The sequence below is a fragment of the Actinacidiphila sp. bgisy160 genome, assembly GCF_965342435.1.
Lineage (GTDB): Bacteria > Actinomycetota > Actinomycetes > Streptomycetales > Streptomycetaceae > Actinacidiphila.
Map to the genome: position 1 here is coordinate 1 of NZ_CBDRCM010000033.1, position 22,415 is coordinate 22,415.

The 22,415-nt window shown below is 75.4% G+C and carries 24 protein-coding genes; 12 read left to right on the top strand and 12 right to left on the bottom strand.

Annotated features, from left to right (window positions below):
• Positions 1 to 27: 27 nt before the first annotated feature.
• On the top strand, positions 28 to 882 hold the full coding sequence (locus ACRWNP_RS23850; RefSeq protein ID WP_431964574.1) for a spermidine synthase: 855 nt from the start codon (positions 28 to 30) through the stop codon (positions 880 to 882).
• On the opposite strand, the gene ACRWNP_RS23855 is transcribed toward ACRWNP_RS23850, so the two are convergent.
• Both ACRWNP_RS23855 and ACRWNP_RS23860 read right to left on the bottom strand, forming a co-directional pair.
• A complete protein-coding gene (locus ACRWNP_RS23855; protein ID WP_431964576.1) occupies positions 822 to 2,156 on the bottom strand; it encodes an MFS transporter in 1,335 nt (444 codons plus the stop codon). The two genes, ACRWNP_RS23850 and ACRWNP_RS23855, sit on opposite strands and share 61 nt — an antisense overlap.
• A 72-nt stretch (positions 2,157 to 2,228) precedes the next feature.
• Complete coding sequence (locus ACRWNP_RS23860; protein WP_431964578.1) at positions 2,229 to 3,194, bottom strand: hypothetical protein; 966 nt, start codon at positions 3,192 to 3,194, stop codon at positions 2,229 to 2,231.
• Between the two features lie 442 nt (positions 3,195 to 3,636).
• Between ACRWNP_RS23860 and ACRWNP_RS23865 the strand changes: the two genes are divergently transcribed.
• Positions 3,637 to 4,293: a DedA family protein gene (locus ACRWNP_RS23865; protein WP_431964580.1), complete on the top strand. Its 657-nt coding sequence runs from the start codon at positions 3,637 to 3,639 to the stop codon at positions 4,291 to 4,293.
• A 19-nt stretch (positions 4,294 to 4,312) separates the two neighbouring features.
• On the opposite strand, the gene ACRWNP_RS23870 is transcribed toward ACRWNP_RS23865, so the two are convergent.
• Positions 4,313 to 4,846: a gamma carbonic anhydrase family protein gene (locus ACRWNP_RS23870; protein WP_431964582.1), complete on the bottom strand. Its 534-nt coding sequence runs from the start codon at positions 4,844 to 4,846 to the stop codon at positions 4,313 to 4,315.
• Between the two features lie 56 nt (positions 4,847 to 4,902).
• On the opposite strand from ACRWNP_RS23870, the gene ACRWNP_RS23875 reads away from it, so the two are divergent.
• The 3 genes from ACRWNP_RS23875 to ACRWNP_RS23885 all read left to right on the top strand — a co-directional run bounded on the left by ACRWNP_RS23875 (position 4,903) and on the right by ACRWNP_RS23885 (position 7,793).
• Positions 4,903 to 5,823: a pseudouridine-5'-phosphate glycosidase gene (locus ACRWNP_RS23875; RefSeq protein ID WP_431964584.1), complete on the top strand. Its 921-nt coding sequence runs from the start codon at positions 4,903 to 4,905 to the stop codon at positions 5,821 to 5,823.
• A 40-nt stretch (positions 5,824 to 5,863) separates the two neighbouring features.
• On the top strand, positions 5,864 to 6,640 hold the full coding sequence (locus tag ACRWNP_RS23880) for an acyltransferase (RefSeq protein WP_431964586.1): 777 nt from the start codon (positions 5,864 to 5,866) through the stop codon (positions 6,638 to 6,640).
• A 79-nt stretch (positions 6,641 to 6,719) separates the two neighbouring features.
• Positions 6,720 to 7,793, top strand: a complete 1,074-nt coding sequence (locus ACRWNP_RS23885) for an NAD(P)/FAD-dependent oxidoreductase (RefSeq protein WP_431964588.1) — start codon at positions 6,720 to 6,722, stop codon at positions 7,791 to 7,793.
• An 18-nt stretch (positions 7,794 to 7,811) separates the two neighbouring features.
• Here ACRWNP_RS23885 and ACRWNP_RS23890 read toward each other — a convergent pair whose 3' ends face one another.
• Positions 7,812 to 8,312 (bottom strand): helix-turn-helix domain-containing protein, encoded by a 501-nt coding sequence (locus ACRWNP_RS23890; RefSeq protein ID WP_431964738.1) that lies wholly within the window; start codon positions 8,310 to 8,312, stop codon positions 7,812 to 7,814.
• A gap of 547 nt (positions 8,313 to 8,859) precedes the next feature.
• Between ACRWNP_RS23890 and ACRWNP_RS23895 the strand changes: the two genes are divergently transcribed.
• Together ACRWNP_RS23895 and ACRWNP_RS23900 are read left to right on the top strand one after the other, a co-directional pair.
• Complete coding sequence (locus ACRWNP_RS23895) at positions 8,860 to 9,417, top strand: YbaK/EbsC family protein (RefSeq protein ID WP_431964590.1); 558 nt, start codon at positions 8,860 to 8,862, stop codon at positions 9,415 to 9,417.
• Positions 9,414 to 10,235 carry a GNAT family N-acetyltransferase gene (locus ACRWNP_RS23900; protein ID WP_431964592.1) on the top strand — a complete coding sequence of 274 codons (822 nt, stop codon included), beginning with the start codon at positions 9,414 to 9,416 and terminating at the stop codon, positions 10,233 to 10,235. Before ACRWNP_RS23895 ends, ACRWNP_RS23900 begins: the two co-directional genes overlap by 4 nt.
• Here the strand turns inward: ACRWNP_RS23900 and ACRWNP_RS23905 are convergent.
• A complete protein-coding gene (locus ACRWNP_RS23905; RefSeq protein ID WP_431964594.1) occupies positions 10,210 to 10,743 on the bottom strand; it encodes a GNAT family N-acetyltransferase in 534 nt (177 codons plus the stop codon). The two genes, ACRWNP_RS23900 and ACRWNP_RS23905, sit on opposite strands and share 26 nt — an antisense overlap.
• A gap of 57 nt (positions 10,744 to 10,800) precedes the next feature.
• Between ACRWNP_RS23905 and ACRWNP_RS23910 the strand changes: the two genes are divergently transcribed.
• Positions 10,801 to 10,944, top strand: a complete 144-nt coding sequence (locus ACRWNP_RS23910; RefSeq protein ID WP_431964596.1) for a hypothetical protein — start codon at positions 10,801 to 10,803, stop codon at positions 10,942 to 10,944.
• 93 nt (positions 10,945 to 11,037) lie between these two features.
• Here ACRWNP_RS23910 and ACRWNP_RS23915 read toward each other — a convergent pair whose 3' ends face one another.
• Positions 11,038 to 11,445, bottom strand: a complete 408-nt coding sequence (locus tag ACRWNP_RS23915) for a CoA-binding protein (RefSeq protein ID WP_431964598.1) — start codon at positions 11,443 to 11,445, stop codon at positions 11,038 to 11,040.
• Positions 11,446 to 11,517: 72 nt separating this feature from the next.
• Between ACRWNP_RS23915 and ACRWNP_RS23920 the strand changes: the two genes are divergently transcribed.
• Positions 11,518 to 12,147 carry a YigZ family protein gene (locus ACRWNP_RS23920; RefSeq protein ID WP_431964600.1) on the top strand — a complete coding sequence of 210 codons (630 nt, stop codon included), beginning with the start codon at positions 11,518 to 11,520 and terminating at the stop codon, positions 12,145 to 12,147.
• 180 nt (positions 12,148 to 12,327) lie between these two features.
• Here the strand turns inward: ACRWNP_RS23920 and ACRWNP_RS23925 are convergent, their stop codons facing one another.
• Both ACRWNP_RS23925 and ACRWNP_RS23930 read right to left on the bottom strand, forming a co-directional pair.
• Positions 12,328 to 13,284, bottom strand: coding sequence for a tellurite resistance/C4-dicarboxylate transporter family protein (locus ACRWNP_RS23925; RefSeq protein WP_431964602.1), 957 nt, complete (start codon positions 13,282 to 13,284; stop codon positions 12,328 to 12,330).
• A 32-nt stretch (positions 13,285 to 13,316) separates the two neighbouring features.
• Positions 13,317 to 13,466 (bottom strand): hypothetical protein, encoded by a 150-nt coding sequence (locus ACRWNP_RS23930; RefSeq protein ID WP_431964604.1) that lies wholly within the window; start codon positions 13,464 to 13,466, stop codon positions 13,317 to 13,319.
• A 327-nt stretch (positions 13,467 to 13,793) separates the two neighbouring features.
• On the opposite strand from ACRWNP_RS23930, the gene ACRWNP_RS23935 reads away from it, so the two are divergent.
• Both ACRWNP_RS23935 and ACRWNP_RS23940 read left to right on the top strand, forming a co-directional pair.
• Complete coding sequence (locus tag ACRWNP_RS23935; RefSeq protein WP_431964606.1) at positions 13,794 to 14,954, top strand: exonuclease SbcCD subunit D; 1,161 nt, start codon at positions 13,794 to 13,796, stop codon at positions 14,952 to 14,954.
• On the top strand, positions 14,954 to 17,956 hold the full coding sequence (locus tag ACRWNP_RS23940) for an AAA family ATPase (protein ID WP_431964608.1): 3,003 nt from the start codon (positions 14,954 to 14,956) through the stop codon (positions 17,954 to 17,956). Before ACRWNP_RS23935 ends, ACRWNP_RS23940 begins: the two co-directional genes overlap by 1 nt.
• Here ACRWNP_RS23940 and ACRWNP_RS23945 read toward each other — a convergent pair.
• Complete coding sequence (locus tag ACRWNP_RS23945; protein ID WP_431964610.1) at positions 17,921 to 18,370, bottom strand: Lrp/AsnC family transcriptional regulator; 450 nt, start codon at positions 18,368 to 18,370, stop codon at positions 17,921 to 17,923. The two genes, ACRWNP_RS23940 and ACRWNP_RS23945, sit on opposite strands and share 36 nt — an antisense overlap.
• 93 nt (positions 18,371 to 18,463) lie before the next feature.
• On the opposite strand from ACRWNP_RS23945, the gene ACRWNP_RS23950 reads away from it, so the two are divergent.
• Entirely contained in the window at positions 18,464 to 18,979 is a 516-nt protein-coding gene (locus ACRWNP_RS23950; protein WP_431964612.1) for a rhodanese-like domain-containing protein, read from the top strand.
• 18 nt (positions 18,980 to 18,997) lie between these two features.
• Here ACRWNP_RS23950 and ACRWNP_RS23955 read toward each other — a convergent pair whose 3' ends face one another.
• The 3 genes from ACRWNP_RS23955 to ACRWNP_RS23965 form a co-directional block, all read right to left on the bottom strand.
• Entirely contained in the window at positions 18,998 to 19,804 is an 807-nt protein-coding gene (locus ACRWNP_RS23955; protein WP_431964613.1) for an ATP-grasp domain-containing protein, read from the bottom strand.
• Between the two features lie 42 nt (positions 19,805 to 19,846).
• Positions 19,847 to 20,389 carry a GNAT family N-acetyltransferase gene (locus tag ACRWNP_RS23960; protein ID WP_431964615.1) on the bottom strand — a complete coding sequence of 181 codons (543 nt, stop codon included), beginning with the start codon at positions 20,387 to 20,389 and terminating at the stop codon, positions 19,847 to 19,849.
• A gap of 325 nt (positions 20,390 to 20,714) precedes the next feature.
• Positions 20,715 to 22,391 carry a DUF885 domain-containing protein gene (locus ACRWNP_RS23965; protein WP_431964740.1) on the bottom strand — a complete coding sequence of 559 codons (1,677 nt, stop codon included), beginning with the start codon at positions 22,389 to 22,391 and terminating at the stop codon, positions 20,715 to 20,717.
• Positions 22,392 to 22,415 lie beyond the last annotated feature (24 nt).

The following is a 22,415-nucleotide window of genomic DNA, read 5'->3' on the forward strand; positions in this document are numbered from 1 at the left end:
CCCCGCGCGTGCTGGGAGAATTGCCGTGTGCAGGACGACGAACGCATACCCGTTACCCAGGACGTGGACTTCGGCGCGGCCAGGCTCCTGCCGGACGTGGACCGGCCGGCCGGCTGGCTGCTCACCGTCGAGGGGGCCCCGCAGTCGTACGTGGACCTCGACGACCCCACCTACCTGGAGTTCGAGTACGCGCGGCGCCTCGCCCACGTGCTGGACGAGGCCGCGCCCGAGGGCACGCCGCTCGACGTGGTGCACCTGGGCGGCGGCGCCCTGACGCTGCCCCGCTACACCGCCGCGACCCGGCCCGGCTCGCGGCAGAGGGTCGTGGAGGCCGACCGGGCGCTCGCCGCGCTGGTCGCCACCCGGCTCCCGCTCGGTCCGTGCGGCGACGGCGTGGCGATCACGACGGACGACGCCCGTGCCTGGCTCGAGGGCGCCCCGGACGCCTCGGCGGACGTCGTCGTGGCGGACGTCTTCGGCGGTTCACGGGTGCCGGCGCACCTGACCTCGTACGAGTTCCTCACCGAGGCGGCCCGGGTGCTGCGCCACGGCGGGCTGTACCTGGCGAACCTCGCCGACTCGGCGCCCTTCGGCTTCCTGCGGCCGCAGATCGCGGGCCTGCGCGAACTGTTCGGCGAGGTGTGCCTGATCGCCGAGCCCGGGGTGCTGCGGGGCCGCCGCTTCGGCAACACCGTGCTGGCCGCGAGCCGCGCCCCGCTGCCGGTGGACCGGATCGCGCGGCGCACCGCTTCCGACGTCTTCCCGGCCCGGGTGGTGGACGGCGACGCGCTGGAGGTGTTCGGCCGGGGGGCACGGCCGGTCTACGACAAGGACGCGGTGCCCTCGCCGATCCCGCCCGACGGTTCCTTCGGCGTCGGCTGACCGCCCCGGGCGACCGTCCGTCCGGCCTCGGGGTCGTCGACGCGCCGCAGCCGCCGCACCTCGGGCAGGGTGAGCACCGCTCCCGTGAGCAGCACCGTCAGTCCCGCGCAACCCCACAACGCCCCGTACAGGCCGAGGGCGTCGGCGGCCGGGCCCGCCAGGGCCGTGCCGATGGGCATCATGGAGACCGAGCCGAACCAGTCGTAGGCCGCCACACGGGAGAGCTTGTCCTCGGGGATCTCCTGGTGCAGCGCCATCATCCAGGCCACGCCGAACACCTCGATCGACAGGCCCGCGACCAGCATCGCGCAGGCCAGCAGCGGCACCGGGAGCGCCAGGGCCAGCGCGGCGGCGGGCAGCGAGAACGGGAAGACGCAGAGCACCCCGGCGAGCAGGATGCGGCGCGGCCGCCAGCGGAGCATCAGCAGGCCGCCCAGCAGGTTCCCGACGCCGAACGCGGCCAGGGCCGCGCCCCACGGCCCGGCGCCGCCGAGGTGCTCCCGGGCGACGAGCGGCCCGTACACGGCGTCGGCGGCCGTGATCACGGCGTTGACGACCGAGAACTGCACCACGATGCCCCACAGCCAGCGCCGCGAGACGAACTCCCGCCAGCCCTCGCGCAGATCGCCCAGCAGACCGCCGCCGCGCCGCTCCGCGCGGTCGCGCAGCGCCGCCGGGGACACCCGCAGCAGCGCGCGCAGTCCCGCCGCCACCGCGAAGCACGTCGCGTCCACCGCCAGCACCCAGCCCGGTCCCGCGAGGGCGACCAGCGCCCCGGCGAGCGCGGCACCGCCGACGTTCGCCCCGTTGACACCGAGCCGGAACACCGCGAAGGCGCGGCTCGCGTGGGCCGTGTCGACGGTCGACAGCAGCATGCCCTCGTTGGCGGGGGCGAAGAAGGCCTGCCCGGTGCCGCCCAGCGCGGAGAGCACCGCCATGTGCCAGATCTCGGCCCGGCCGGTCAGGACCAGGACCGCGAACAGGCCCTGCGAGACCGTGTTGAGGCAGTTGGCCGCGACCATGACCCGGTGCCGCGGCAGGCGGTCCGCGACCGCGCCGCCGATGAGCAGGAAGACGACCAGCGGCACCGTGCGCGCGGCGGCGACCAGGCCGATCTCCGTACCGCCGCCACCGGCCTGCAGGACCGCGAACGCCGACGCGACGACGGCGCCGGAGGCACCGAGCCCGGTCACGAAGGCGGAGGCGGCCAGGAGCCGGAAGTTGCGGCCGGCCCAGTCCGGGAAGCGCGGCCGGTGGGAGACGTCGCGTATCACCAGGGGACTATCGTCGCCGGGCCGGTCTTTGGCAAACCGGTTTCCGGGCCGGCGGCGGGGTGGGCTGCGACCTCAGCCGACCAGCCGGACGCTGTCGCGGACCTTCGCCACCGTTCCGGCGTCGAGCGCGCCCGCGTAGCCGCTGTCCACGATCATCAGCCAGGACCGGACCTCCTTGTCCCTGCCGAGGAAGGTGAAGCTGTACGAGGTGCCGTCGGCCGCGCACTTGCCCTTCATGCCGGTCGCGCGCGTCGAGGCGACCCAGCCCCGCACGCCCTGGGCGTTGGTGTAGGCACGGGGAGCGGTCTCGGTGAGTTTGGTGCCGCCCTCCTTCTTGTACTTGCCGTACGCCCAGTTGTAGGACTCGTTGGCGGCCTCGGTCTTCAGGCTCTTGGCGCCCTTGCCGCCCTTCACGCCCGCGAGGCCGCGCTCGTCGGTGCCGCACCACTTCTCGTCGAGGACGGCCGCGCCACCGGTGACGACGCGGTTGTTGTCCCACTCGTAGCCGATGAGCAGGCCCTGCGGCTTGACCGTCCAGTCCTTGGGGACGTCGTAGGCGACGCCCATGTCACTGCGCACGACGGTCTGCCAGCCGGGGACGACCGGTTCGACGGTGTCCTCGCCGGGGTTGCCACGGGCGTCGTCCGGGCCCGGGCCCTCCTCGCCCGACGTCGCCGAGGGCGGGGGGGCGGTGGAGTCCGGGGCGCTCTCGGAGGCGGCCGGCGAGGCGCTGACGGACGGCCCCGCCTGCGGGCTCTCTTCGCCGCCGTTGAGCTTCACGGCGGCCAGCACACCGGCGGCGACCACCGCCACGGCGGCCACCACCGACACCGCGATCGCCGCGCCCCGCCGCCCGCCGGGCGGCTTCGGCACCCCAGGCCCCGGCGGCGGCCCCCACATCTGCGGTGGCTGCTGGTAGGCGGGGTGCTGCTGCGGCTGGTGCGGGGAGGGCTGCTGCTGGTGCCCCCACTGGGGCTGGTTCTGCGGGGGCTGCTGCGGATCCTGCCGTCCCCCCGGCTGCTGCTGTCCTGGCCACATGGCTCGAAACACTAGGGGCTGAGCGGTCGCGGTTCCACGGAAGCGTTGATTACTTGCTGGTAACATCCGGCCATGTCCGAGACGTCGGGGATCGGTCCGTCCAGCGGGCGTGCCGCGCCGACGCCCCCGCCGCGAGGAGCGCACGCGACTCCTCGCGGCCGCGGGTCTGCAGGGCACGGCAGTTGGGGCACGGCGCGACCAAGGGCCGGAACCCGTGGCCGCGGAGCAACAGTTCGCCGCCGACCCCGCCGGCTCCTGCCTCGCGCGCACGGGCTCGGCAACGGCTGTGACCTCAGCCACGTGGACCCTCCCGCATCCCGGTGCCCGGCGCGGTGGCCGACGCGGGCGGCACGGGGGGTGCGCCCGGTCGGCTACGCTGCAACGACGTGCGCGCGTGTGCGCGCCGACCGACATCCGACCGCCCGAGGGGGAGGAAGCGGCCTTGCACGTCCAGGAGTGGCTCGGCACGATCCCGCCGGTCAGCGTCTACCTGCTGGTGGGCCTCGTGATCGGCCTGGAGAGCCTGGGCATCCCGCTGCCGGGCGAGATCATCCTCGTCAGCTCCGCCCTGCTGGCCTCCCAGGGGCACGTGGACCCGTGGGTGGTGGGCGTCTGCGCCTCGGCCGGGGCGATCGTGGGCGACTCGATCGGCTATGCCATCGGCCGCCGCGGCGGGCGGCCGCTGCTGGACCGCCTGGGGCGGCGCTTCCCCAAGCACTTCTCACCGGCGCACATCGCGACCGCCGAGGCGTCGTTCACGCGCTGGGGCATGTGGGCGGTGTTCTTCGGGCGCTTCGTGGCGCTGCTGCGGATCTTCGCGGGCCCGCTGTCGGGCGTGCTGAAGATGCCGTACTGGAAGTTCCTCACCGCCAACGTCCTCGGCGGCATCGTGTGGGCGGGCGGCACCACGGCCGTCATCTATTACGTGGGCATCGTCGCCGAGCCGTGGCTCAAGCGCTTCTCGTGGCTCGGCCTGGTGGCCGCCGTGCTGATCGGGCTCGGCTCCTTCCTCATCGTGCGCCGCCGGGCCAAGGCCGCGGCGCAGGCCCACGAGGCCGCGCCCGAGGCGGACGCCGTGGCGGCGGTCACCACCGACTGAGCGGCCGGGTCCGGGGCGGTCAGTCCCGGGCGAAGGCGGCCCGGTGGGCGTCGGCGAGACCGACGTAGTGCTCGGCGTTGATCCGCACCATCTCCCGCTCTTCCGAGGTGAGCCCACGGCGCACCTTCGCCGGTACGCCCGCCACCAGCGAGCCCGGGGGCACCCGCATCCCCTGGGGGACGAGCGCGCCCGCCGCGACGAGCGAGCCGGTGCCGATGTGCGCGCCGTTGAGGACCGTCGCGCCCATGCCCACCAGCACGTCGTCCTCGACGACGCAGCCGTGCAGCACCGCGTTGTGGCCCACCGTGACGCCCGCGCCGATCACCGCCGGGAAACCGGGGTCGGCGTGCACCGTGGAGTTGTCCTGGATGTTGCTCCCCGCGCCGACGCTGATCGACTCGCAGTCGCCGCGCAGCACCGCGTGGTACCAGACGCTCGCGCCGGCCGCCATCGTCACGTCGCCCAGCACCACCGAGGTCGGCGCGGTGAATGCGGCGGGGTCCAGCCGGGGCGTGCGTCCGGCGACGTCCGCGATCAAGGCTCTGTCCGTCATGGGGATCACCGTAGTCCGGTGATTGCGCCGATCGCGTGGCGGGTAGCGCGTACTGCGTGCTGAAGTTCTCCGACGAAGTGATCATCGCGCTGGAAACCGGTACCCCGGTCGTCGCCCTGGAGTCGACGATCATCTCCCACGGTCTGCCCCGCCCCCGCAACCACGAGGTGGCGCTGGAGCTCGAGGCCGCCGTGCGCGAGGCCGGCGCCGTCCCCGCGACGATCGCGGTGCTGGACGGTGTGCCGTGCATCGGGCTCGACGGGAAGGGCCTGGAGCGCGTCGCCGGCGACGAGGGGATGCGCAAGCTCGGCCACCGCGACCTGCCCGTCGCCGTCGCCACCGGCGCCAGCGGCGCCACCACCGTCTCGGCCACGGCCTTCCTCGCCGCCCGCGCCGGGCTGCGGGTCTTCGCCACCGGCGGACTGGGCGGTGTGCACCGCGGCTGGACCGAGGAGCAGGACGAGTCCGCCGACCTGCGGCTGCTCGCCGGCACCCGGATCACCGTCGTGTGCGCCGGTGTGAAGTCGATCCTCGACGTGCCCGCCACCCTGCAGCGACTGGAGACCCTCGGCGTCACCGTCGTGGGCTACGGGACGACCGAGTTCCCCGGCTTCTACCTCAGCAGCTCGGGGCAGCCCGTGGACTGGACGGTCCGCACACCCGACGAGGCCGCCCGCGTCATGGCCGCCCAGGACGACCTCGACGGCCCGCCCTCCGCCGTGATCCTCGCCAACCCGTTGCCGCAGGACGAGCAACTCGACCCGGCGCTGCACGACCGCGTGCTGGCGCAGGCACTGGCCGCCGCCGAACGCGAGGGCGTCACCGGGCAGGCCGTCACACCGTTCCTCCTCGGGCACCTCGTCGAGCACACCGGCGGGGCCAGCCTGGAGGCGAACCTCGCCGCGGTGCGCGGCAACGTCCGCCTCGCCGCCAAGGTCGCCGTCGCGTGGGCGGAACGCGGCGCACATCACATCTGATCGCCCGGCCGCGCCCCCGCCCCCTCGGTACGGTGAGCGGGTGCCGAAGAACGAGAACCTGTTCTCCTCCGCGGCGGCTTGGCGCCGCCGCGCCGTCTCGCGCCTGGTGCACCGGGGCTGGCGGTGGGTCCAGAGCGCGGGCGCCGTCTCCGCCGACCGCCCCGGCCCGCTTCGCTTCGGCCGGATCGGCGCGGGCACCCGGCTGGCGTTCCCGCAGGGGACGATCTTCGGCGAGCGGTGGATCCACCTCGGCGAGTGCTGCATCATCGGCGAACAGGTCACCCTGACGGCCGGGATGATGCCCGGCCTCGACCTCGGACCCGACCCCGTCGTCCGGCTCGGCAACGGCGTCGTCCTCGGCCGCGGCAGCCACGTCATCGCCTCCCGGCCGGTCGTGTTCGGCGACGACGTCTTCTGCGGGCCGTACGTGTACGTCACGAGCGACAACCACTCCTACGACGACCCGCACGAGCCGATCGGCCGGCAGTGGCCGCGTTCGGCGCCCGTCGAGATCGGGTCGGGGAGCTGGCTCGGCGCCGGCGCGGTGATCCTGCCGGGGGCGCGGATCGGGCGGAACGTCGTCGTCGCGGCGGGGGCCATCGTGCGGGGCGAGGTCCCCGACCACTCGGTGGTGGCGGGCGCGCCGGCCCGGGTCGTCCGGCGCTGGACGCCCGAGCGGGGCTGGGAGCCGCCGCTGCGCACCCCGGCGCCGCGGCCGATCCCCGCCGGCGCGACGCACCAGCAGCTGGCCGCGCTCGCGGGGCTGGAGCCGGAACTCCTCGCGGGGCTGGAGCAGAAGCTCACCTCCGAGGCCTGACCGGACGGCCGTCCGGCGCTTCTTGCCGAATCGGCATGGAACTTTGCCCCCCGCCGGCGGCCGGGGCGATCGTGCCACCATGGACGAGAACAAGAGCGACAGCAGCGACAACGGCCTCGGGGCGCCGGGCGGGGTGTGGGACGTGGTGGTCGTCGGGGGAGGAGCGGCCGGACTGTCCGGCGCGCTGACCCTGGCACGGGTACGGCGGTCGGTACTGGTGATCGACGCGGGCGAGCCCCGCAACGCCCCGGCCGCCGCGGCGCACGGACTGCTGGGACGCGACGGCATCGCCCCGCTGGAACTGCTGCGGAAGGGGCGGGAGGAGGTCGCCTCCCACGGCGGCCGCGTCGTGGCCGGCCGCGTCACGGGCATCCACCGCGACGGCGGTCACTTCGTCGTCGAGTGCGGGGACGGGCGGCGGGCGGCGGCCCGGCGGGTGCTGGTGACCTCCGGCCTGGTCGACGAGCTGCCGGACCTGCCGGGACTCGCGGAGCGGTGGGGCAGGGACGTGGTGCACTGCGTGTTCTGCCACGGCTGGGAGGCCCGGGACACCGCCATCGGGGTCCTCGGGAGCTTCCACCAGGCCCTGCTGTTCCGGCAGTTGTCCGAGGACGTGACGCTGTTCCTGGGCCCCGGCACTGATCTGACGCATGATCAGTGGGAACAACTCGCCGGACTGGGTGTCGGCGTGGTCGAGGGCGCCGTGAGCGGTCTGGAGACCGACGGCGCGGACCGGCTGGCGGGGGTGCGCCTGGACTCCGGGCACGTGGTGCCCGTCCGCGTGCTCGCGGTCGCCCCGCGCTTCACGGCCCGGGCGTCCTTCCTCGGCGACCTCGGTCTGGCGGTGCGGGAACATCCCGCGGGCTTCGGGGAGTACCTCGCGGTGGACGCCTCCGGCTTCACGGGTGTCGACGGCGTGTGGGCCGCGGGGAACGTGAGCGACCTGATGGCGGGCGTTCCGGCCGCCGCCGCGGCCGGGACGACCGCGGCAGCGGCCGTCGTCATGGACCTGCTGGCGGCCGACGCCCGCGCGGCCGCCCGGGCGCGCGGGGCCGGCGACGCCGAGGTGTTCGGCGGACGGATGGAGGCGGAGGTGACGCGGCGCGTGCTCGGTACGCGAGCGCACGGCGTGGATCCACTGCAGGGGGCCTGACCCCCGGTCGCGCCGGTCTCAGGCGGTGCGGGCCCGCAGATGGGCCCGCTCGCCCTGCCGCCCGAACAGGACGAGCAGTTCGACGGGGTGCTCGCCGTCGGGGCCGAGCCAGTGCGGCACATGGGTGTCGAACTCGGCGGCCTCGCCCGGTTTGAGGACCACGCGCCGGTCGCCGAGGAGCAGCAGCAGACGGCCGGCCAGGACGTAGACCCACTCGAAGCCCTCGTGGGTCTTCAACTCGGGCTCCGTGCCCGGGAGCGGCGGGATCAGCAGCTTGTGCGCCTGGATCCCGCCCGGCCTGCTCAGCGGCACGTACGTCAGCCCGTCGCGGGTGACCGGCCGGAGGTGGATCCGGGGATCGCCGGTGCGGGGCGCGCCGACGAGTTCGTCCAGCGGCACCGCGTAAACCTCCGCCAGGGTCAGCAGCAGCTCCAGCGTCGGCTTGCGGCTGCCGCCCTCGAGACGGGACAGGGTGCTCTCGTTGATCCCCGTCCGCCCGGCCAGCTCCGCGAGCGTCATCCCGCGCCGGCGCCGCAGCTCCCGCAGCCGGGGCCCGACGGCGTCCAGCACCTCTTTCCTCGTGACTCCCACACACCCAGGTTGCCGAAACGGCACGGGGTATTGCAAACCCGGCAACCGGTGGGTGAGCCGGGGCGGCGCGAACGCCGCTGCCCGAGGGGGCGAGGGCGCGCGGCCGGATCGTGGGAACCGTTGGCCGCGACGCCCGCGGGGCCCGCGTCCCACAGCGACCCGGCGCGCTCCGCCGCGCAGAGACGGCGAGGGCCGCGGCCCGCGGCGACGTCGCGGGCGTGCCGGACGACCAGCGGTGGGAAGCGCCCGGTCACCGGCGCCGGACGCCTCCGCCGTCAGGGTCGTGAACACCGCTTGCCGCTGCGCCACCCCCACCGCGGTCGTGGCGACGCCGTCCGCGCCGGGTCCGCGGGCCGCACGGCGCCCGCGGCGTGGCAGCGGGACGGCGGGGACGACGCCGGCCGCCTCCGTCCTCGCCGTCCCAACCATGAGACGGCACGCCCGCCAACTCCCGGGATTTGTTAGCGTTCCGGACATGCGCGCACCCATCGGCACCTTCACCGACGTCCACCCCGCCGTGAAGCGGCAGGACCTGCTGCCGGCCCCCGTCGCCGCCGCACTGAGCGCCTGGAGCGGGCAGGTGCCCGTCGAGGAGCTGCTGCTGGTCGACACCGACCCCGAGAAGGCCGACACCGCGGTCTTCGCCGAGACGTACGGGGTCGGCCTGGAGCAGTCCGCGAACTGCGTGGTCGTCGCGGGCAAGCGCGGCGCGGAGGTCACGCTCGCCGCCTGCGTCGTCCTCGCCACCACGCGGGCCGACGTCAACGGCCTCGTGCGGCGTCACCTCGGCGTCCGCAAGGCCTCGTTCGCGCCGATGGACACCGCCGTGGGCGAGAGCGGCATGGAGTACGGCGGCATCACCCCGATCGGGCTGCCCGCCGCCTGGCCGCTGCTGGTGGACGCGTCGGTCGCGGACACCCCGTACGTGATCATCGGAAGCGGCCGCCGGCGCGGCAAGCTGCTCGTGCCCGGCAAGGCGCTGGCGTCGCTGCCCGGTGTGGAGCTGCTGGAAGGGCTGGGACTCCCCGCGTGACGGAGCTGCTGGACCGCCTGGAGCGCTACTACGACGCCGTGCCCCGCGCGGGCGCCCGCGCCGAGGAGCACGGACCGCTCACCCTCTTCGTGCGTGAGGGCGTCGGCTGGCCTTTCTACGCCCGCCCGGCGCTTGGTACGGACGGCCCCGTGGCCAGGGCCGACGTGGACCGGGTCCGGGCCCGCCAGCGCGAGTTGGGCGTCCCCGAGTGCTTCGAGTGGGTCGCGGAGACCACGCCCTCACTGCGCGAGGCGGCGCTGGCGTCCGGCCTCGATGTGCACGAGCACCCGCTGATGGTGCTCGATCCGCTCGCCCCGCCCCCGTTGCTGCCGGAACTCCCCGCGGACGTCAGCGTACGACTGCTCGCGCCCGGCGATCCGGCGCTGCCCACCGCGCTCACCGTCCCCCACCTGGCCTTCGCGCAGCCCGGCACGGGCATCGGCACCGCCGGGCGGGCGGAACTGTCCGCGGCGCTCCCGCTGCACGCCGCCCCGGGCCTCGTGGCGACCGCGGAGGCCCGCGTCCGGGCCGGCCTCACCGTGCACGCGGCGGCTGTCGAGGGCGGCACCGCGCTGTGCGCGGGCCAGTACAACCCCGTGGGCGAGGTCTGCGAGATCGTCGGCGTCGGCACCCTGCCCAGCGCCCGCCGCCGCGGGCTGGCCCTCGCGGTCACCGGCGCCCTCGTCGCCGACGCCCGCGAACGCGGGCTGACCACGGTGTTCCTCTCGGCCGGCGACGAGGACGTCGCCAGGATCTACGCCCGGCTCGGCTTCCACAGGGTCGCCACGGCGCTCATCGCGGAGCCGCCCCTCCGCTGACCCGCTCTCCGCCGGCCGGCCGCCGCGACAGGTCCAGCGACAGCGGGATCGAGTGCTCCGCGAAACCGAGGCTGCGGTACAGGGGTTCGGCCTCCGGGGTGGCGTGCAGATCGACCCGGGTCACGCCCTGCTCCGCGAACCACGCGAGCAGCGCCTCCGTCGTCGCCCGCGCGTACCCCAGGCCGCGGTGGCGGGTGTCGGTGCAGACGTTGAAGACGAAACCGAACCGGCCCGCCGGGTGCCCTGGCGCGGGCAGCCGCTCCTCGACCAGGCCCACCGCGCACGCCGCCAGGTGCGGCCCGTCCGCGACCGCGGGATCGCCGTCCACCACGAACGCCCCCAGCAACCGCCCACCGCCCCCGGCGAGCTGCTCGCGGGCCCGCTCCTCGGCGGCGGCCTCCCAGGGGCCGGGTTCGTCCCGGCCGCTCATGGCCAGGAAGATCAGCCGCCGCAGCCGTACCAGCTCGGCGGCGTCATCGGGTCGGGCAGGACGTACGAAACCGGGCATGTGCGCACGCTACAACAGGTGATCAGGCCGTACACAGCGGATTGACGGCGCATCCGCATGCCCGCCCCGGCAGGCGCCCGCCCCCCAGGCACGGTCGCCACACCCCTGCACTGGGCCGAACCGGACGACCCCGCCCTCGGCCCCCGCCGCTGGACCGCGCGGACCCTCCCGGACCGACTCGACAAGGACGGCGGCCCCTGAAAGGGGCTCGGCACCTGCCGCCGCGCCCTCGGTCCGGCACTGCGGCGGCCGGCGGAGCTGGAGGAGGCCGAGAAGCCCGGCGGCTGACGCCGGTTATCCGAGCCGGGGGATCTCGATCGCGGGGCAGCGGTCCATGACCATCAGCAGCCCCGCGTCCCGGGTGCGCTCGTACGCGGCCCCGTCGATCACGCCGAGCTGGTACCAGACGGCCTTCGCGCCGATCGCGACGGCCTCTTCCGCGACGGCGCCGGCCAGGCCGGAGTTGACGAAGACGTCCACCACGTCGACCGGGAACGGGATGTCGGCCAGTGAGGCGTAGCCCTGCTCGCCGTGCACGGTCTCGGCCTTCGGGTGCACCGGCACCACGCGCTTGCCGTAGCGCTGCAGCACCGCGGCGACGCCGTACGCCGCCCGCGAGGCGTTGTTGGACAGCCCCACCACCGCCCACGTGTTCCCGAGGCCGGTCAGGATCTCCCGCACCGCCGCGTCGTCCTCGTGCACGTCGTCCTCCCTCGATCCGGTCCGCAGCAGTCAACCAGAGGACGCACCTGACTGTTCCCGTAGGGTGGCGGGGTGGTGGAGCGGTATCTGACGATCGGGCGCGAGCACGTCCACGAGAGCGAGATCAAGCGCTCGCGGTTCCTGTGCGCCCTGGCGCCGGTCTCCAGTGAGGACGCGGCGCAGGAGTTCATCGCCCGCGTCCGCAAGGAGCACGCCGGGGCGACGCACAACTGCTTCGCGTACGTGATCGGCGCCGAGGGCCGGATCCACAAGGCGAGCGACGACGGGGAGCCGGGCGGCACCGCCGGCACCCCCATGCTGCAGGTGCTGCTGCGCCGTGAGGTCCGCGACGTCGTCGCCGTCGTCACCCGCTACTACGGTGGCATCCAGCTCGGCGCGGGCGGCCTGGTCCGCGCCTACGGGGGCGCGGTCTCGGCGGCGCTCGACGACCTCGGCACGATCGAACGGCAGAAGCTCGCCCTGGTCACCGTCGTCGCCGACCACCAGCGGGCCGGGCGCATCCAGAACGACCTGCGCGCCGCCGGGCGCGCCGTGCGCGGGGTCACCTACGGCGCGGTGGACGTGCGTATCGAGCTGGGCGTGCCGGAGGAGGAACTGGCCGCATTCCGGACCTGGCTCGCCGACGCCTCCGCAGGGACCGCGCGCGTCGAGGTGTCGGGCAGCGCCTTCGTGGACGTGTGACCGGGTCCGGGCCCGGAAGGCGGTGCTCCGAGGAAGTGGCCGGCCTCGGTCAACCGCCGCCCGGGGCCGCGCCCCCGATGTCCCGGCAGCAGCCGTATCCGGTCGATCCACTGTTCCGAGCCTCGCGCGGGCCGCGGCTCGGCGCCCGGATCGCCGACCGCCGGGCCGGGCAGCACGTGGTCATCGCGGGCGCCCAGGGCACCGGCGCTGCGCCGAACGCCACCAGGCGCGGGCCGCCCCGGCCGCCGTCAGCAGCCAGACGGCGACCGCGAGCCACAGCAGGGCACGCCCCAGTTCGTCGAGGACGGGAAGGGCGGCGGCGTCCGCCACGACCAGGCTCGCCACCGCCGTCATCCCGAGCGGGAACACCGTGGCCCAGCGCCGGACGTCGTAGCGGGTGCGCGGCCACCGCGCCTCGGCGTACGCAAGCACCGGGAACCACAGCAGGCTCGCCGCGAGCAGGACCAGGCTCACCGTGCGCAGCGTCCCGTGCAGGCCGGGCGCCCACCCCAGGGGGCCGCGGGGATCGGCGGCGATCGTCAGCTTGGCGGCGGCGAGCGCGCTGATCGACAGCGCCCCGCCCGCGACCCAGTGGTCGCCCGCGCCCGAGCGGACCTCCCGCAGGTCGAAACGGGCCAGCGCCATGCCGTACAGCACCAGGCCGAGGAGGAAGAGCGAGAGGCCCGCCTGGCACAGCCACGGCAGCCGGTCCGGCACCGCGAGGGTGCCCGCGCCGACGGCCAGGCCCTCCGTCGCCACGCACACCAGGAAGACGGCACCCTGCAAGCCCCGTTCCCAGCGCCGGAGCACCGGCACGAGGAGCAGCGGCCAGAGTACCGCCGACAGCGTCAGCGCGACCGCCGCGGCCTCCTGCCACCCCTGCAGGGACAGACACGTGCCGAGCACACAGGTGGCCGCCACGCCCGTCAGTCCGGCAGGCGTCGACGCCTCCCGCCACCACCGCTCCCGGCCCCGGGCAAGCCGTGCGACGAACACGCCCGCGCACACCGCCCACACCGCCACGGCCAGGGCGAGCGCCGCCAGCGCGGCCCCCTCGTGCCCGGTCAGCCGCAGCCCGGCGGAGAGGATACCGGTCGCCATGACGGCCGCCCCGGCCGCGGGTGTGAGTGCGTGCACCGCCCCACGGTGGGGTCTCGCCCGGCGGCCGGTCACCCGCACACGCCGGGGTTCGCCCGTCCGGGAGCTCGGACCGCGGCCATGACGCCGGTGACCTTGCCGATGTGGTGGATCGTGGCGACATCGAGTGGCGCACCGAGCCGGCACAGCACGCGGGCCCCGCGCAGTACGCGCTCCCGCACTTCCGCCGCCGCCTCGCGCGACCTCGCGGCGCAGGGCGGTGTCGCAGGCCCGCCACACCAGGCCCATGCCGCCGCCAGTCGTTCCAGCGGTTCGAAGCGGCCGTCGATCAGTCGCCTGCCGGAGTCGCCCGCGTCATGGCGGTCATCGTACGGCTGGGCGGGGACACGGCTTGACCGACCTTGCCCGAGTTCGGACTCCCGCGACGCGCTGTCAGTGGTGCCGGATAGCCTGCTCTCGGAGCGCACGGGACCGGTGGGGACACCGGGGCCCGTGCGGAGCATGCGGAAAGCGAGCCGGAGGAACGACATGCGGGCGGGAGAGCCACGGTGAGGTTGCTGCACACCTCCGACTGGCATCTGGGGCGGTCCTTCCACCGGGTCGGACTGCTCGACGCCCAGGCGGCGTTCATCGACCACCTGGTGGCGACGGTGCGGGCGGAGCGCGTCGACGCCGTCCTCGTCGCCGGTGACGTCTACGACCGGGCGCTGCCGTCGCTGCCCGCCGTCGAGCTCTTCGACGACGCGCTGCACCGGCTCGCGGCCCTCGGCGTGCCCACGGTGATGATCTCCGGCAACCACGACTCCGCCCGCCGGCTGGGCGTGGCCTCCGGCCTGATCGACCGCGCCGGGATCCACCTGCGGACCGACCCGGCCGGCTGCGCCACGCCGGTCGTGCTGGCCGACGGGCACGGGCCGGTCGCCCTGTACGGCCTGCCCTACCTCGAACCCGCCCTGGTGCGTGAGGAGTTCACTCTCGACCGGGCCGGGCACGCCGAGGTGCTGAACGCCGCCATGACGCGGGTCCGCGCCGACCTGGCCGCGCGCCCCGCGGGCACCCGCTCGGTCGTGCTGGCGCACGCCTTCGTCGCGGGCGGCGCCCCCAGCGACAGCGAGCGGGACATCACGGCCGGCGGCGTGGCGGCCGTGCCCGCGGGGGTCTTCGACGGCGTCGATTACGTGGCCCTCGGCCACCTCCACGGCAGCCAGACGATCTCCGACCGGGTGCGCTACTCCGGCTCGCCGCTCGCGTACTCCTTCTCCGAGGCCGACCACCGCAAGAGCATGTGGCTGGTCGACCTCGGCCCCGACGGCTCCGTGGCCGCCGAGCGGGTCGACTGTCCCGTGCCCCGGCCGCTGGCCCGGCTCCGTGGCCGCCTCGAGGAACTCCTCGAGGATCCGGCGCACGAACGGCACGAGAACTCCTGGGTCGAGGCCACCCTCACCGACCCGCACCGTCCGCACGAGCCCATGGCCCGCCTGCGCAAGCGGTTCCCGCACGCCCTGGCCCTGGCCTTCGAGCCCGAACGCGTCGACGCCGGCCCCCACGCCTCGTATGCGCAGCGCCTGCGCGGCCGCTCCGACCGGCAGATCGCCGAGGACTTCGTGGCCCACGTGCGCGGCGCCGGGCCTGATGCCGCGGAGCGGGGTGTCCTGCGGGACGCCTTCGACGCGGTCCGCAACGATGCCGTACGGGCGGAGACCGACTGATGCGCCTGCACCGTCTGACCCTGACCGCCTTCGGGCCGTTCGCCGGCAGCCACACGGTGGACTTCGACGAGCTGGCCGCGGCCGGGCTGTTCCTGCTGCACGGCGCGACGGGCGCCGGCAAGACCTCCGTCCTCGACGGGGTGTGCTTCGCCCTGTACGGCGGCGTCCCCGGCAGCCGGCAGGGCAACCGGCTGCGCAGCGACCACGCCGATCAGGACACGCTCACCGAGGTCGTGCTCGACCTGACCGTGCGCGGGCGGCGGCTGGAGATCACCCGGCGCCCCGAGCAGCCCCGCCCCAAGAAGCGCGGCACCGGCTTCACGATGGAGAAGGCCGTCACCCTGCTGCGCGAGCACACGGCGGGGCAGTGGAGGGCGCTCAGCAAGTCCCACCAGGAGGCGGGCGAGGAGCTGAAGCAGCTCATCGGCATGAGCAGGGAGCAGTTCTGCCAGGTCGTGCTGCTGCCCCAGGGCGAGTTCGCCACCTTCTTGCGGGCCACCGCCACCGACCGGGCCGCCCTGCTCGGCAAGCTCTTCGACACCCGCCGCTTCAAGGCCGTCGAGGAGTGGCTGAGGGCCGAGCGGCGGGCCGCGGAGCAGCGGGTCGCCGCCGGGGACGACGAACTGCTGCGGCTCGCCGAGCGCATGGGCCAGGCCGCCGGCGACGACCCCGAGGCCCTTGCCGGGCCGTTGCCGGAGGGCGTCGCGCCCGGCGACCCCGAACTGGCCCCGCACATCCTGCGCTGGGCGGCCGTCCTGGCCACCACCGCCCGTGAACGCGCCGACATCGCCGACCTCGCGGTGACCGCCGCGGAGAGTGCGCACGAGCGGGTCCAGCGCGAGGCCGAGGCGGTACGCGAACTCGCCGTACGGCAGCGCCGGCACGCCGCGGCCGAACGCCGTGCCCACGACTTGGCCGGCGAGCGCGAGGCCCGCGCCCGCGAACAGGAGCTGCTGGAGACGGCGGAGCGGGCCGCGAGCGTGGCGCCGGCGCTGGAGCGGCGCGAGCGTGCCGCCGCCCGGCAGGCGCGTGCCGCCGCCGCGGAGCGCACCGCCCGCGCGGGCCTGCCCGCCGAGCAGTACGAGGCGGGCGCCGAACAGCTCGCGGAGTACGAGAACCGGCTCCGCGAGGAGCTGGGCGGCCTCGCCGACGCAGGCCGGGACGAGCAGCGCGCCGCCGAACTGGCCCGCGAACGCGGACGCGTGGAGCGCGAGGCGGCTGAGGACGAGCGGCTGATCGCCGACACGGCCGCCTGGCTCGACGGCTGGGAGGCCGAACGCCTCGGCCGCGAACGCGCCGTGGACGCCGCCCAGTCCGCCGCCACCCGCGCCGCCGAGCTCTCCGGGGCCCTCGACCGGGCCCGCCGCCGCCTCGACGCCGCCCGCGAACGCGACACCCACGCCACCGCGTTGCTCGCCGCGCAGAACCGGCTGCGCACGGCGCGCGACGCGGCCGCCGACGCCCGCGACCACTGGCAGGACGTCCGCGAGGCCCGCATCAACGGCATCGCCGCCGAACTGGCCGCGCAGCTCAGCCCCGGCGAGGGCTGTCTGGTCTGCGGGGCCACCGAGCACCCGCACCCCGCCCGTCCCACCGGCCGCCAGGTGGGCCGCGCCGACGAGGAGGCCGCGCAGGAGGCCCAGCAGCGGGCCGCCGCCGCCCGCGATGCCGCGCAGGAGCAGGTCGTACGCCTCACCGCGGCCCACGACGCGGCCCTGGCCGTCGCGGGGCCCGAGCCGGAGCCCGAACTCGCCGCCGCCCACGACGCGCTGGAGGAGGAGTACGCGGCGGCCGTGCGTGCCGCCGCGGAAGCGCCGCAGGCGCGCCAGGCGCTCGACCGGGCCCTCGCCGAGCACACCCGCCGCAGCGCCGATCGCGTCGAGGCCGGGAACCGGCTCGCGTCTCTCACCACCCGCCGCGAACTCCTCGACCGGGAGGACGCCGAGCTCACCGCCCGGCTGGCGCGGGCCCGTGGCCCGTACGCCACCGTCGCCGAGCGCCGCGCCCGGCTCGCGGCGGACGCCGAGCGCGCGGCGACCGCCGCCGGGGCGGCCCGCGCCGGGCAGGAGTCCGCCCGCGCGCTGAAGGAGGCCGACTCCGACCTGGCCGACGCCGCCTACAAGGCCGGTTTCCCCACGCCCGAGGCGGCGGCCGCCGCCGTGCTGCAGGAGACGGAACTGCGGCGGCTGCGGCGGCGAGCGGAGGAGTGGCGCCGCGAGGAGGCCGCGGTCACCGCCGAACTCACCGCCCTGGACCTGGCCGAGGCGGCCGCGCTGCCCCCGGCCGACCCCGAAGCGGCCCGGCGGGCCGTGGAGTCCGCCACCGCGCGGCTGCGCGAGGCCGCCGCCCGCCAGTCCGCCGCGCACACCACCCGCGACGCCCTCGGCCGGCTGCGGGCGGAGGCACTGCGCGGGACCAGGGCGCTCGCCCCGGCCCGCGAGGAGTACGCGCGGCTGCGGCGTCTCGCCGACCTGGCTACCGGAGCCGGGGAGAACACGCTCCGCATGGAGCTGGAGACCTACGTTCTCGCCGCCCGGCTGGAACAGGTCGCGGCCGCGGCCAGCGCCCGGCTGCACCGCATGTCCTCGGGGCGCTACACCCTCGTCCACACCGACGCCCGCGCCTCACGCAACGTCAAGTCGGGCCTGGGACTGATGGTCGTGGACGCCTGGACGGGCACCGAGCGCGACACCGCCACACTCTCCGGCGGCGAGACCTTCTTCGCCTCCCTGGCCCTCGCCCTCGGTCTCGCGGACGTCGTCACGGACGAGGCGGGCGGCGCCCGCCTCGACACGCTCTTCGTCGACGAGGGCTTCGGCAGCCTCGACGAGCAGGCCCTGGACGAGGTGCTCGACGTCCTCGACGGGCTGCGCGAACGGGACCGCGCCGTCGGCATCGTCAGCCACGTCGCGGAGCTCCGGCAGCGCGTACCCGCCCAGTTGCAGGTCGTCAAGGGGCAGCGGGGGTCAGCCCTGCGCCACCGCACGGCGGGCGAGCGGTGAGGAGTAGACCACGCTCGTCGTCACCGAGCCCAGGCCCGAGACACGGCCGGTGATCTCCTCCAGGTGACGCATCGAACGGGCGGTGACCTTCATGATGAAGCAGTCGTCCCCCGTCACATGGTGGGCCTCCAGGATCTCCGGGGTCGACTCCAGCAGATCGTGGAAGGGCTTGTAGTTGCCGTGCGGGTAGCGCAGCCGGACGAACGCCAGGATCGGGCGGCCGGTCCGCTCCAGGTCCACCACGGCCGTGTATGCCGTGATCACGCCCGCCTCCTCCAGCCGCCGGACCCGTTCGGTGACGGCGCTCGGGGACATCGCCACGGTACGCGCCAGCTCGGCGTAGCCGGCCCGGCCGTTGCGCTGCAGGGCGTCCAGGATGCGCCAGTCGGTGGCGTCGAGGGAATCCACGGTCATATCCCCTGACTACCAGGGAAATCCCCGGCCGGGAAGGCTTACGCCGGGGAACGGCCCTTCGAGTGGCGGCGCGCGGCTCATAGGCTTGCCGCCATGACGACACGGACAGCTCCAGCGACCACCCCCGCCCCCGTCGACAACCCCGTGCTGCGGGTGCCGCCCGCCGCGCCGGCCGAGGCCGCCGCGTACTTCGCCGCGAGCCTCGCCTTCCACGCCGACGTGTCCGACGTCGCGGCCGCCCTCGCCACGGCGGCGGAGACGGGCGCCGGCCCCGGCTTCGTCGTCGTCGACTCCCGCTCCACCCAGGCCTGGGAGCAGGGTCATGTCCCCGGCGCCGTCCACCTGCCCACCGCGGACGTCCCGCGGCTCGCCGCGGCCCTCCTCGACCGCGACGTGCCCGTCGTCGTGTACTGCTGGGGCCCCGGCTGCAACGGCGCCACCCGCGCCGCGCACGCCCTGGCGAGCGCCGGCTACCGGGTCAAGGAGATGCTCGGCGGCATGGAGTACTGGATCCGCGAGGGCTTCGCCCATGAGACGGCGGACGGCGCGCAGCGGCGCCCCGCCGACCCGTTGACCGCGCCCGTGGGCGCGGACGACTGCGGCTGCTGAGGCCGCCGCGGGGCGGCCTCAGCGGACGACGGTGACGGCCGGGCGCAGGAACCGGCGGTCCTCCGCCCCGAAGCCGGCGAGCGGCGCCGCCGCCCGCAGGACGACGTCCAGCGCGGCGTCGGCGTCGCAGGCGTAATGCCCGCTCGCCCAGGCCGCGTTGGCCTCGACCACCGCCCAGCCGTCCGCGGTGCTGCCGACGTCCACCACGACCGCGCCGGGCAGTTCCGGCACGCCGGGTGCGAACAGCCGCCCGGCGAAGCCCCGTACCTCGCCCGCCAGCGGGTCGTCGTCCAGCGGCGCCACGTCCAGGCGACCGCCGGTCGCGTAACGGCTGCCCGTCACCACCTCGCCGTCCAGCAGGAACAGCCGGTACTCGGCGGTGAACGCCACGATGTCGCTCACCAGCACGGGAGCGTCGTCGTCCACCGCGTCAGGACCGGGCAGGCCGCTGCCGTCGGGGTACACACGGGCCGGGAAGCTCTTGTCGTTCGGCGGCTTCACGAAAGCGGGCCTGCGCAGCCCGCGGGCCTCCGCCAGGGTCGTGAACTCCACCTCCCGCCCGGTCAGTTCGTACGGCAGCCGGGCCAGCCAGTCCGCGTCCGCCTCCAGCAGCCCCAGGCCCAGGTCCGTCGCCACGGCGTCGGCGAACAGCGGCCCCGCGTACAGCGACGGGCCCACCGCGTCCGCCGCGTCCTGCGGCACCCGCCACGTGGGGAGGGTGCGCGTCGCCATGCCGCGCCGGTGGGCGGCCGCGGCCAGCGCGTGGCCCGTGGCGGTCACACGGGGCGAGAGGAAGAGGGTCCGGGTCGGGGGCACGGTGTTCACGGCCCCGATGGTGGCGGAACCGGCAGGCCCCGCGACAGCGAATTACGCCGGCACACCCCGGCCGACCGGTCGCAACTCGTACGCCCACTGGGCGTCCCGGTCCGCGACCCGCCCGAAACCGGCCCGCTCCAGCACCCGTTGTGAGGCGTGGTTGCCCGGGTCGGTGGTCGCCAGCACGGTGCGCACCTCGGCACGGCTCAGCGCCCACCGGGACAGCACCAGAACGGCGTCCGTCGCCCAGCCGGCGCCGCGCGCGGACTCCGACAGGTCGTAGCCGATCTCCACCAGGCCGTCCGCGGCGGACGGCGGGCCGTGGAAGCCGATGCCGCCGAGCGCGAGCCCGTCGTCCGACCGCTGTATCACGAACAGCCCCCACCCCGGGGCGTACACCCCGGCGGCCGCCGCGATCGTCGACATCCCGGCCGCGATGATCGTGCCCTCGCCCGGCCCGCCGTCGATCCACGCCAGCCCGGCCGGCTTGCCGTCCGCCAGCTGCGCCGACTCATCCGGCAACTGCTCCCTCAGCGCCACCCGCCCGTGCGTCAGCACGAGCCGGCCCTCTTCCCGCGAAGCGTTCGGAATCATCCGTGCAACACCCCCATCCACCTCACCCTATCCACCCCGGCCGGCCCGCACGCCCGGGTCCCGCCGCCATCGGTGCTCAGGGTGGGTGCCACCCGCGGAGGCGCATTGCCGGGGCGCCGCGGCGGAAGAGCTCCCGCACAGGGTCGGCGGCGTGGGCCGCGAGAAATGCCGGGTCCCGATCGGTCGCGTCCCTCTGACGGTCCGCCCCGCACCCGCGGAGCACCCGGTGCGCGAGGGCTCGTCGCGGCCTGTCCGGATCCGGAGCGGTGAGCGGCGGAGCACGGCGTCCTCCCCCGGGCGGGGCCCGGGGGAGGACCGGTGACGGCTAGAGCCTGGAGAGCTCGTCGACGAGGTCGTCCAGGCCCAGGGAGCCCTGCGACAGCGCGGCCATGTGCCAGGCCCTGAGGTCGAAGGAGTCGCCGTGGGCCTTGCGGGCGGCCTCGCGCCCCGCGAGCCAGGCGCGCTCGCCGAGCTTGTAGCCGATGGCCTGCCCCGGCATGCCCAGGTAGCGGATGATCTCGCTGTCGAGCATGGCGTCGTTCAGCCCGTTGTAACGCCCGAAGAACTCGCGGCCCAGCTCCGGCGTCCAGGTCTCGCCCGGGCGGTACGGGCTGTCCCGCGGGATCTCCAGCTCCAGATGCATGCCGATGTCCAGGATGACGCGGGTGGCCCGCAGCATCTGCGCGTTGAGGTAGCCGAGCCGGCGTCCCGCGTCCGTCAGGAAGCCGAGCTCGTCCATGAGGCGCTCGGCGTACAGCGCCCAGCCCTCCGCGTTGGCGCTGACCTGGCCCAGCGTGGCCTGGTAGCGGCTGAGCCGGTCCGCGACGTACACCCACTGCGCGAGCTGCAGGTGGTGGCCGGGGACGCCCTCGTGGTACCAGGTGCTGACCAGGTCCCAGACGGGGAACCGCTCACGACCCAGCGTGGGCAGCCAGGTGCGGCCGGGGCGGGAGAAGTCGAGCGAGGGAGAGGTGTAGTACGGCGCGGCGGCGCTGCCGGGCGGGGCGATCCGGGACTCGACCTGCTTGACGGGCTCGGCCAGGTCGAAGTGGGTGCCGTCGAGCGCGGCCATGGCCTCGTCCATCACGCCCTGCAGCCACTCGCGGACCGCGTCGACGCCCTCGATGGCCTCGCCGGCCTCGTCCAGGTGTGCCAGGGCCTCCATCGGGGTGGCGCCGGGCAGCACCTTCTCCGCCTCGGCGCGCATCTCGGCCTCGATGCGCCGGAACTCCTCCCAGCCCCAGGCGTACGCCTCGTCCAGGTCGAGGTCGGAGCCCGTCCAGTAGCGGGCCCAGCGGGCGTACCGCTCGCGACCGACGGCGTCCGGGGTGCCCTCGACGGCCGGGGCGTAGACGTCGCGCAGCCAGTCGCGCAGGGCGGCGACGGCGGCGGTGGCCTCGGCGGCGCCGCCGTCGAGCTCGGCCCGCAGGGCCTGCGGGCCCTCCTTCGCGAACTGCGCGAACCAGCTGGCGTCCGCGTCCTCCCCCAGCCACTCGCCGAGCTGCTCGATGACCGTGGTGACCTGACGCGGACCGGCCGGCAGCCTGCGGGCGACGCCCTCCTCCAGGGAGGCCCGGTAGCCCGCGAGGGCCTCCGGGACGGCGCGCAGCCGGGCGGCGACGGCGGCCCAGTCCTCATCGGTCCCGGTCGGCATCAGCATGAAGACGCCGCGCACCGCGTGGACGGGGGAGTGCAGGTTGCTGACGGCCCGCAGGCCCTCACCCGCCTCGTGCACGGCCAGTTCGGCGGTGAGCCGCTCGCGCAGCAGCCGCGCGCAGCGGCGCTCGTCGTCGTCCGGCACCTCGGCCGCGTCGATGTCGGCCAGGGTGCGGCGGGCGAGCTCGGCCTGGGCCTCCAGGCCGGCGGGGGTGAAGTCGGGGAGCCGGTCCTGGCCGGTCCGCACCCCCAGGTACGTGGCGGTGATGGGATCGAGTTCGGTGACCGCGTCGACGTACGCGTCGGCGATCCGGCGGGGCAGCGCGCTGCCGGTGGTGTCGGGCATGGTCACATCCTGGTACGGGGCGGC

Bases quoted from the DNA above. Each gene is read 5' to 3' on its own strand.
- ACRWNP_RS23910 (WP_431964596.1), top strand. From the start codon at position 10,801: ATGCCCGCCCCGGCAGGCGCCCGCCCCCCAGGCACGGTCGCCACACCC.
- ACRWNP_RS23870 (WP_431964582.1), bottom strand. From the start codon at position 4,846: ATGACGGACAGAGCCTTGATCGCGGACGTCGCCGGACGCACGCCCCGG.
- ACRWNP_RS23905 (WP_431964594.1), bottom strand. From the start codon at position 10,743: ATGCCCGGTTTCGTACGTCCTGCCCGACCCGATGACGCCGCCGAGCTG.
- ACRWNP_RS23965 (WP_431964740.1), bottom strand. From the start codon at position 22,391: ATGCCCGACACCACCGGCAGCGCGCTGCCCCGCCGGATCGCCGACGCG.
- ACRWNP_RS23950 (WP_431964612.1), top strand. From the start codon at position 18,464: ATGACGACACGGACAGCTCCAGCGACCACCCCCGCCCCCGTCGACAAC.
- ACRWNP_RS23885 (WP_431964588.1), top strand. From the start codon at position 6,720: ATGGACGAGAACAAGAGCGACAGCAGCGACAACGGCCTCGGGGCGCCG.
- ACRWNP_RS23960 (WP_431964615.1), bottom strand. From the start codon at position 20,389: ATGATTCCGAACGCTTCGCGGGAAGAGGGCCGGCTCGTGCTGACGCAC.
- ACRWNP_RS23860 (WP_431964578.1), bottom strand. From the start codon at position 3,194: ATGTGGCCAGGACAGCAGCAGCCGGGGGGACGGCAGGATCCGCAGCAG.
- ACRWNP_RS23890 (WP_431964738.1), bottom strand. From the start codon at position 8,312: ATGACGCTCGCGGAGCTGGCCGGGCGGACGGGGATCAACGAGAGCACC.
- ACRWNP_RS23945 (WP_431964610.1), bottom strand. From the start codon at position 18,370: ATGACCGTGGATTCCCTCGACGCCACCGACTGGCGCATCCTGGACGCC.
- ACRWNP_RS23895 (WP_431964590.1), top strand. From the start codon at position 8,860: ATGCGCGCACCCATCGGCACCTTCACCGACGTCCACCCCGCCGTGAAG.
- ACRWNP_RS23940 (WP_431964608.1), top strand. From the start codon at position 14,954: ATGCGCCTGCACCGTCTGACCCTGACCGCCTTCGGGCCGTTCGCCGGC.